The sequence below is a fragment of the Nocardiopsis sp. RV163 genome (assembly GCF_001029525.1).
Taxonomy (GTDB): domain Bacteria; phylum Actinomycetota; class Actinomycetes; order Streptosporangiales; family Streptosporangiaceae; genus Nocardiopsis; species Nocardiopsis dassonvillei.
In genome coordinates this window covers 1-8,255 of the sequence record NZ_LEKI01000204.1, presented here as the reverse complement: position 1 = coordinate 8,255, position 8,255 = coordinate 1, and the positions used below count along the sequence as shown (strand labels likewise).

The window sequence follows — 8,255 nt, the reverse complement described above, 5'->3', positions numbered from 1 at the left end:
CTTCAACACCCCCAGGGCGCGGGGTCGGGGTTACGAGGCAGAATGAACATGCCAGAGGCTCCGTTCGGGAGATTCGGTACTGACTGGCCGCGCCCTGGGGGTGTTGAAGCACCCGCCGGGGCCTTGACGTGCCCGGCCGGAAGCGGCACGTGGGTGAGGAAAGAGACGGACGCGAACGCCTGGCGACCGTCGGGGTGACGCGTAGTCGGCTTCGCGTTCTGACGCCGCGCGGAACGCGCGGGGTTCTCGCTCAGGGCTTGGACGGGAGCGGGGCGGTCGTCGCTGTCGTCCTGGGAGTTGCCGCGGGGGCAACGGGTGTGCACCTTGTGACCGCCGTTCTCGGTGCGGCAGCAGGCCGGACAGGTCCACGGAGTGACGGGTTCGGACTCTGAGGGCTTGGTCATTCGACGACCCTCGCCTCTGTCAACTCCGCCGCGACCGAGTGGGCCACGGAGAACTCGCGACCGGCGTGGTGCAGGGGCGAGAGGGCGCTGCGGCCGTCCTGGGCGGTGTGCCGCCTGAACCACCGGCCGTCCACCAGGGCGACCGTCACCGAGCGGCCCCCGAGCCGGGCCACGACGTGTCCCGACTCGGGGACCTCCTCCGCCTTGAGGCCGTGTCCGGCTTCCAGGCGTCTCACCAGTTCAGCGACGGGGGTAGACGCACCTTCGCCCACACTCATACGCGTCCGACGTTCATCAGCCATGACAGTCCTCCACAGTGACGGCCCGAAGCATTGACCGCAGAGGAGCCGTGCGCTCCGGCGAAGCGGCCTATGCAGCCATAGTCAACTATGAACTTCCTACTTTCAAGTCCATAGTGACTTTGTGCTATATGTCTGTTTCGCTTCATGGAAGTTCGCACTACTATCAGCTATGCCGTGCCATGACCCACTAACGAGGAGGTCCTCCATGTCCGCGAAGCAACCACCGCTGCCCACGGTCGGCAAACGCCAGTTGGCCCGCGAACTGCGACGTGGACGGGAGGCGGCGGGTCTGACGCTCGACCAAGTGGCCGCCGAACTCGACTGGGCAAAGACCAAGGTCCACAACTACGAGAACGGACGCTGGACACGAGGGAACCTGACCGACCTCAGGGCGCTGCTCGACCTCTACGAAGTGACCGCCCCGGACCACCGCGAGTCGCTGGAGAACCTGATGCGTGACGCGAAAAAACGCGGCTGGTGGGTTCAGTACGGGGACGCCCTTGACGGTGCGCTGCTCGCGTTCGAGGACGAGGCGTCCCAGATCAACACCTACGAACCAGAGTTCATCCCCGGGTTACTCCAGACCCGCGAGTACGCCACGGCCTTGCTGCTCAGCTATCCCTTCATCACTCCGGGAGAAGTCGAGGCCAAGGTCGAAGCACGGATGAAGCGCCAGCAGATCCTCACCCGCGATACGTCTCCCACGGCGGTGTTCGTGATCGAGGAAGCCGCCGTACAGCGCCTGCTGGGCACACCCGAAGCCTTCAAGCCACAGGTGGAGCACCTGATCAAGGTCGCCGAGGACACCAGCAACACAACGTCGATCCAGATCGCCCCGCTACAATCCGGCTTGCACGGAGGGATGGGCGGCTCGTTCGTGATCATGGACTTCGCTGGTGACTATGACCTGACCATCGTCTACACCGAGTCTGCGGCCCGCAACGCCTACCTCGAAAGCAAGGAGGAGGTAGCCCTCCACCGATCCAGGTTCACCCACCTCTGTGGAGTAGCTCTTTCGCAGAAGCAATCCATTCAGCTACTCAAAGACCTCTTGCAGTCCGCCTGACCCACGAAGACCAAGGACCCATGGACCAGCTTCCAGCTCAGCATGAGGCGCTCTTCCGCACCTCCACCTACTCAAGTGCTTCCTCCAACTGCGTGGAGGTAGCCGACACCCCCGCCTTCTCCGCCGTCCGCGACACCCAGAACCGCGACCTGGGCACGCTCACCTTCGGTCCCGCCGAGTGGCGGGCCTTCCTCAGCACCGCCAAGGGCGGCCTCAGCTGAACCGGTGGTTCCGCGCCCTGTGTCCTCTCCCCTCAAAGGAAGGCACAGGGCGTTCGCTCTGACCGGTTCTCTCCCGGAACCGACCGCCCACGGTCTCCAGCACCGGGCCCGGTCCGGGACCCCGGGGCTCAGGTGACGTAGAACGGCCCCGCGCGGTCCTGGCGGGCGTGGCCGATCCGGTCCAGGATGCGCTGGGACATGTCCGGCAGGGCCCCGGGCGGGAACCAGCGCACGTCCAGGCTCTCGTCGCCGCTGGCGTCCGGCGCCCCGCCCACGGGGCGGCACCGGAAGGCCAGGTCGAGGATCTGCACGCGGTCGCCGTTGGGGTAGGTGAAGGGCTCCTGGGCGAGCACGCTGGTGAGCCGCTCCACCTCGACCTCCACCCCGGTCTCCTCGCGCACCTCGCGGACCACCGCCCGGGCGGGTTCCTCCTCCGGTTCCAGGATGCCGCCGGGCGTGGCCCAGCGGCCGTCGTCCGCGCGCCGGTGCAGGAGGACCTCGCCCTCGTCGTTGACGACCACCGCCGTCACCCCGACGAGGGGGAGGAGGCCGTGGCCGACGTGGCTGCGGAGGGCGAGGAGGAAGTCAGGAACGGGCATGGGCCCGAGGGTAGCCCGGGGACGCGTTCCGCGGGTACACGCCCCGCCAGGCGACGGGCGCCGCCCGCGGAACGCGCCTCAGCCCTTCCCCCGGGCGGCGCGGACCCCGGCGTACTCCTCGGCCAGGATCGACATCAGCACCGCGTCGTGCCACTCGCCGTCCCAGCGCAGGAACTTGCGCCAGACACCCTCACGGACGAACCCCGACCGGGCGTAGGACCTCTGCGCGCGGGTGTTGAACGCGAACACCTCCAGGGCCACCCGGTGCAGTCCGGCCACGGTGAAGGCGTACTCCAGCACGAGGTCCGTGGCCTCGGTGCCGTAGCCCCTGCCGGTGACGGACATGCCGTTGAGCGCGATCCGGTAGCCGACGCTGGCGTTGTCCGGGTCGAGGTCGATCAGCGCGCACTCGCCCACGGGCGCGCCGCCCTCCCTCTCGAAGACGACCCAGTCGGCCCGGTCGTGGTGGTCGGGCCGCGTCGCGGCCCAGCGCACCAGCTCCTCCCTGGTGAACTCCCGGTGGGTGCCGGTGAGGCGGCGCACCTCGGGGTCCATGCGCAGCAACGGTTCGATGAAGTGCTCACCGGTCCCGGCGTCGAGCGGTTCGAGGCGGACCCTCTCCCCGGTGAGGACGGGCTGGTCGCGGAAGACGTCGGGAGGCACCATGCCCGGAATCCCACCAGAGGGGTCGGCCGCGCGCAACGGCTCTTCCGGTCCGGCCTCCCGATCCCGGCGTCACCCCCGGTTCAGGGATCGCCCCCGGCCGCCGCCTCCTCATCCGCCTCCGCCTCCGCAGCCGCGCCCCGCCGGGGCAGCGCCACCGCTCACGCCGTCGGCTCCCTGTACGATCCGGGCACGGTGTGCCGTGTCGGACGGGACGAGGGGGGCCAGGTGTCGGTCGGTTCGGGAACGGTGAGCTTCCAGACGGTCCGGGAGACCAACCTGGGCGTCGTGCTGCGCACGGTCCGCGAGCTGGCGCCCTGCTCGCGCGCGGCGGTGGCAGCGGCCACAGGGCTGAACAAGACCACGGTGTCCAGCCTGGTCGCCGACCTCATGGCGCGCCGGCTGGTCCGCGAGACCGGACGCTCCTCCCGGCAGCGGGTGGGACGCCCCGGGGTGCTGCTGGACCTGGACGACTCCTCGATCGCGGCGATCGGCCTGGAGGTCAACGTGGACTACCTCTCGGTGGTCGCCGTGGACCTGCTCCAGCGCGAACTGGTCAGCCGCCACGTCCCCTTCGACGCCGGGTCGGCCGGGGCGGAGGCGTGCGCGCGGCACATCGCGCGCACCCTGGGTGCGACGGCGGCCGACCCCGCGCTGCGCGGGCGCACCGTGGTGGGGGTGAGCGTGGCCGTCCCGGCGCTGATCGACGCCCCCTCGGGAACGGTCACGCACGCGCCCAACCTGGGCTGGCGCGACGTGCCGCTGCGCGACCGGCTGACCGAACTGCTGCGCGGGTCCGGGGCGGTAGACGTCCCGGTGCGGGTGGACAACGACGCGAACCTGGGCGCGGTGGCCGAGTACCGGGTGGGGTCGTTCTCGGGGACGGCCGACCTCGCGTACCTGACCGGCGAGGTCGGGATCGGCGCGGGCATCCTGACTGGGGGCGGGCTGCTGCGCGGCGCCAGCGGGTTCGCGGGAGAGGTGGGCCACCTGTCCCTGGCCCCGGACGGGCCGGAGTGCGCGTGCGGGCGCCGAGGCTGCCTGGAGGCGCTGGCGGGGATCGGGGCCATCCTGCGCGGGGCCGTCCCCGACCGGTTCCCGGACCACCCGCTGTCGGGCAGCGACGTCGCCGAACTGGTGGGGACGGCCGTGGAACGCGCCGAATCGGGTGACGCCACCGCCGTCGGCGCGCTGGAGCGGGCGGGCACGTGGCTGGGCCGGGGCCTGGCCGTGCTGATCAACGTGACCAACCCGAGCCTGGTGGTGCTGGGCGGCTACTTCGTGCCCCTGGGCCCGTGGCTGCTGCCCAACTGCCGGGCGGAGGCGGCCGCGAGCGCGTTCGCGCCGGACGCTGGCGGCTGCCGGGTGGAGCTGTCGTCGCTGGGGCTGAGCGCGGCGGCCCGGGGCGGGGCCACCGCGATGATCCACTCGCTCGACGCCGGGCTGCTGCCCCTGCCCGAGCCCGTCGCCCCGGCCCCGGGCCCCGTCGTGTCCCGCGAGGAGTCCGCCGCGGACCCCGCGGAGCGCCCGGCGGCGGACGCGGCGCAGCCGGACGGAAGCGCCGCGGACACCGCCTAGCGCCGTGGCCGGGAGGGTTGGCCGGGTCCGCCCGTCCGCCGGTATCCCGTACCCCCGCGGCGCGCATCGACCGCCCGACCTCGCCCAGAGGCAGGTCGGAACCCCTTGCGTCACACCGGCAGCCTTTCCGGACCGCTGCCGGAGGGCCGTGCGGGGCGGCGTGCGCCCTGCCCTGAACAGGGGATCCGTCCTCGTTCCGGCGTTCCGGCCCGCCGCCGCTCAGTCCGCCTCCGACTCCGGAGCGCCGCCGGTCAGGACCAGGTCGGCCACCGCCGTGCCCGGCCGGTCGAAGACCAGGTACAGGTCACGGATCCCCCCGGCTCCCCCCGCGTCCTCGAAGGCCGCGCCGACCTCGGTGAAGTCGTAGCCGTCCCTGCCCGCCGGGACGTCGGCCACCGCGGCGGTCGGCCCGTCCTCGGGGTCGTCCAGGCGGACGCGGACCGTGCAGGCGTGCTCGGCGTTCACCGTGAGGCGGCACCCGGTGGTCCCGTCGCCGAGGTCCACGCCGTGGAAGGCCGCCCACGCACCGCCCTCCCGGGAGCGCACGGCGTCGCCCCGCTCGGGGGTGAGCGGGCACAGGGACGTGCCCCGGGCGTCGTCGTAGCCCGCGGCCGACCACGGCGTGCGCGCGTCTCGGGGCGGGACGGCCTCCCCCGGCACGTCCAGGGCCGCGGTGGCGCGGATGTCGGTCGCCGAGCGCCCGACCAGCACCTGGCGCGGCGCGTCCTCCACCACGAAGCGGTCGCGGGTGGTGTCCCAAAGCGCGAGCCGGTCCACGTCGAAGGAGACCGTGGCGAGCGCGCTGCGGCCCGGCTCCACGCGCACCCGGACGAACCCGCGCAGCGCGCGCAGCGGGGTCCGCACCCGCGAGGCCAGTTGGCGGGTGTAGACCTGCACCACCTCGTCGGCGGGCCTCGTGCCCGTGTTGGCGACCGTGACTGTGACGGTGACCCGGCCCTCGTCCACGCGGACCACCGGGGCCGCGTACTCCACCGTCGTGTAGCCGAGTCCGTGCCCGAAGGGGTAGAGCGGCTCGCCCTCGAAGTACAGGTAGGTGCCGCGCGCGCCGACGATGTCGTAGTCGAGCATCCCGGGCAGGTCGTCGGCGGAGCGGTACCAGGTCTGCGGAAGCCGCCCGGAGGGCTCGGCGTCGCCGAAGAGCACGTCGGCGAGCGCGCGGCCGTACTCCTGGCCGCCGTGCGCCGACCACAGGACGGCCGGGACGTGCTCGTCGGCCCAGGTGGTCCCGAACGGGCAGCCGCTGCTGAGCACCAGGACCGTGGCGGGGTTGGCCGCGCGCACGGCGCGCAGCACCGCCTCCTGGGCGGCGGGCAGGTCCAGGTCGGTCCGGTCCTCGGTCTCGCGCCCGTTGACCATGGGGTGGTCGCCCAGGACGACGACCGCGACGTCGGCGGCGGAGGCCGTCCGCGCGGCCTCCTCGGCGCCCGTACCGAGCCCGTTCACGACGAACGGGTCCCCTGTCTCCCCCTCTCCGTCCAGGCGCAGCTCCCCGTCGGCCGGCCTTGAGGTGACACAGCGGCCGGTGCGCACGTGGACGAGGGTGTGCAGGCCCTTGTGCTCCTCCAGGCGGAAGGTCTGGGTGACCTCCCAGGTGCCGGGTCCCGACGCGGTGAAGGCCAGGACGTCCTCGGGCCCCACGTCGAGGTACCTCCCCGTCCGCACCGAGCGCAGGGCGCAGGCGCCGCCGCCCCAGTCCAGGAGGTCGAAGTCCGCGCCCTCGACGGCCTCCTCCACGGTCGGCGCGCCCCCGTCCGCGCCCCGGTGCCCGCCGCAGACGCCGTGGAACTCCAACCGGGCGGGACTCCCGTCGCCGGGGTCCACCACGAGTCCGTGCCCGAGCGTGCTCAGCCGGATCCGGTCCACGCCCTCGCAGAACACCGTCTCCACCCGCTCGGCGATCCCGGCGCGCGCGGTGACGGCGTAGGGCAGCGTCCCGCTGTACCAGTCCTCCAGCACGGTGTCTCCGAGCTGGCCGACGACGGCGACCCGGCGCACGTCGCTCAGCGGGAGCAGCGCGTCCTCGTTGCGGAGCAGCACGATCGAGCGGGTGGCCGCCTCCCGGGCCAGCGCCCGGTGCTCCGGGGTGTCGAAGGCCCCGGCGTCCCCGGCGGTCCCGTGCCCGGCCTCCCCCACGGCGCCGCCGTCCCCGGTCCCGCCGTCCGGGCCGTCCCCGGCCAGCAGGTCCCCGCCCTCCCCGGCCACGCCGGTCACGGGGTCGAACTCGCCCAGCCGTATCCGGACCGAGAGCACGTTGCGCGCGGCGCGGTCGATGTCGGCCCCGGTGAGCAGCCCCCGGCGCAGCGCCTCGCGCACGTGGTCGAGGGTGGCCCCGGCGCGGTCGTCGTCCTGGGTGAAGCTGTCCAGACCGGCCCGGATCGCGTGCGCGTAGGCCGTGGGCAGGTCGGGGTGGAAGTGCTGTGCCTCCACGAGGTTGGCGGGCGCGTAGGCGTCGCTGACCACCAGCAGGCGGTCGGGCGCGGCCGGGCGCAGCACGTCGCCGATCAGCGGGCTCAGGTGCGCGGGCCGCCCGTTGACCAGGTTGTACGAGGGCATGACGGACACGGCCGCCCCCTCCGCCAGCGCGGGCAGGAAGGCCTGGAGCTCGTACTCGTACAGGACCCTGGGAGGCAGGTCGCTGGAGGTCTCGCAGCGGCCCTCCTCGTTGTTGTAGGCGAGGAAGTGCTTGAGGGTGGGCGCGAGGCGCAGCGTGTCGCCGTCACCGGCCAGCCCTCGGGCATAGGCGGCGGCCAGGAGCCCGGTCAGCCACGCGTCCTCGGAGTAGCCCTCCTCGTTGCGGCCCCAGCGGGGGTCTCGCAGGGGGTTGACCACGGGCGCCCAGACGTTGGGCGACGCGCCCGCGCTCCTGCGGGCGAGCACCTCGTCGCCGGTGGCCCGGCCGACGAGGCGGAGCAGACCGGGGTCCCAGGTACTGGCCAGGCCGACGGCCTGCGGGTAGACGGTGGCCGGTCCGAGCCAGGCCAGTCCGTGCAGTGCCTCGGTCCCGGTCCGGAAGGGGCCGACGCCCAGGCGCTCCACGGGCGCCTGGTGCTGGTGGAGCAGGCCGATCCGCTCCTCCGGGGTGAGGCGGGCGAGCAGGTCGTCCACGCGCCGTTCCCAGGGCAGAGCGGGGTCCCGGTACGGCGGCAGGTGCGGCTGGAGGGTCATGGGGGGTGTTCGCCTCTCGTGCGCGAGGGTATTGTCCTTCGAAATCGAACCGCTTCGACTTCGATACCTGAAGACCTTGTGTGCCACATCACAGTGGAGTAATTTGTTTGTCTAAACGGCCAACTAATTCATAGCAAAATGGCCCTTCGTTTCCTACCCCCCTGGGCTCCCCCGGCCTGCTCAACCGAAGGAACGACGCTATGCGCACCACCCCCCTGCGCCCGCCAGGCCGAGGA

The 8,255-nt window shown here is 72.6% G+C and carries 7 protein-coding genes; 3 read left to right on the top strand and 4 right to left on the bottom strand.

The genetic code is table 11. The features are described from left to right. Window positions 1-400: 400 nt before the first annotated feature. Window positions 401-640: a hypothetical protein gene (locus tag ABD54_RS23895; RefSeq protein ID WP_047871787.1), complete on the bottom strand. Its 240-nt coding sequence runs from the start codon at window positions 638-640 to the stop codon at window positions 401-403. 271 nt (window positions 641-911) lie between these two features. On the opposite strand from ABD54_RS23895, the gene ABD54_RS23890 reads away from it, so the two are divergent. Beyond that, entirely contained in the window at window positions 912-1,772 is an 861-nt protein-coding gene (locus ABD54_RS23890) for a helix-turn-helix transcriptional regulator (RefSeq protein WP_047871786.1), read from the top strand. Window positions 1,773-1,792: 20 nt separating this feature from the next. Continuing rightward, the gene (locus ABD54_RS23885; RefSeq protein WP_047871785.1) at window positions 1,793-1,993 is read left to right on the top strand and encodes a DUF397 domain-containing protein; all 201 of its coding nucleotides are present in this window, start codon (window positions 1,793-1,795) and stop codon (window positions 1,991-1,993) included. A gap of 128 nt (window positions 1,994-2,121) precedes the next feature. Here the strand turns inward: ABD54_RS23885 and ABD54_RS23880 are convergent, their stop codons facing one another. Then, window positions 2,122-2,592, bottom strand: coding sequence for an NUDIX domain-containing protein (locus ABD54_RS23880; protein ID WP_047871784.1), 471 nt, complete (start codon window positions 2,590-2,592; stop codon window positions 2,122-2,124). Window positions 2,593-2,670: 78 nt separating this feature from the next. Further along, window positions 2,671-3,258, bottom strand: coding sequence for a GNAT family N-acetyltransferase (locus ABD54_RS23875; protein ID WP_047871783.1), 588 nt, complete (start codon window positions 3,256-3,258; stop codon window positions 2,671-2,673). A gap of 225 nt (window positions 3,259-3,483) precedes the next feature. Between ABD54_RS23875 and ABD54_RS23870 the strand changes: the two genes are divergently transcribed. Then, a complete protein-coding gene (locus ABD54_RS23870; protein WP_047871782.1) occupies window positions 3,484-4,833 on the top strand; it encodes an ROK family protein in 1,350 nt (449 codons plus the stop codon). 219 nt (window positions 4,834-5,052) lie between these two features. Here the strand turns inward: ABD54_RS23870 and ABD54_RS23865 are convergent, their stop codons facing one another. Then, window positions 5,053-8,019 (bottom strand): glycoside hydrolase family 3 protein, encoded by a 2,967-nt coding sequence (locus tag ABD54_RS23865; protein ID WP_047871781.1) that lies wholly within the window; start codon window positions 8,017-8,019, stop codon window positions 5,053-5,055. Between the last annotated feature and the right edge of the window lie 236 nt (window positions 8,020-8,255).

Excerpts from the sequence above, each read along its gene's own strand:
- ABD54_RS23890 (WP_047871786.1), top strand. The coding sequence starts at position 912 with ATGTCCGCGAAGCAACCACCGCTGCCCACGGTCGGCAAACGCCAGTTG.
- ABD54_RS23875 (WP_047871783.1), bottom strand. The coding sequence starts at position 3,258 with ATGGTGCCTCCCGACGTCTTCCGCGACCAGCCCGTCCTCACCGGGGAG.
- ABD54_RS23880 (WP_047871784.1), bottom strand. The coding sequence starts at position 2,592 with ATGCCCGTTCCTGACTTCCTCCTCGCCCTCCGCAGCCACGTCGGCCAC.
- ABD54_RS23865 (WP_047871781.1), bottom strand. The coding sequence starts at position 8,019 with ATGACCCTCCAGCCGCACCTGCCGCCGTACCGGGACCCCGCTCTGCCC.
- ABD54_RS23885 (WP_047871785.1), top strand. The coding sequence starts at position 1,793 with ATGGACCAGCTTCCAGCTCAGCATGAGGCGCTCTTCCGCACCTCCACC.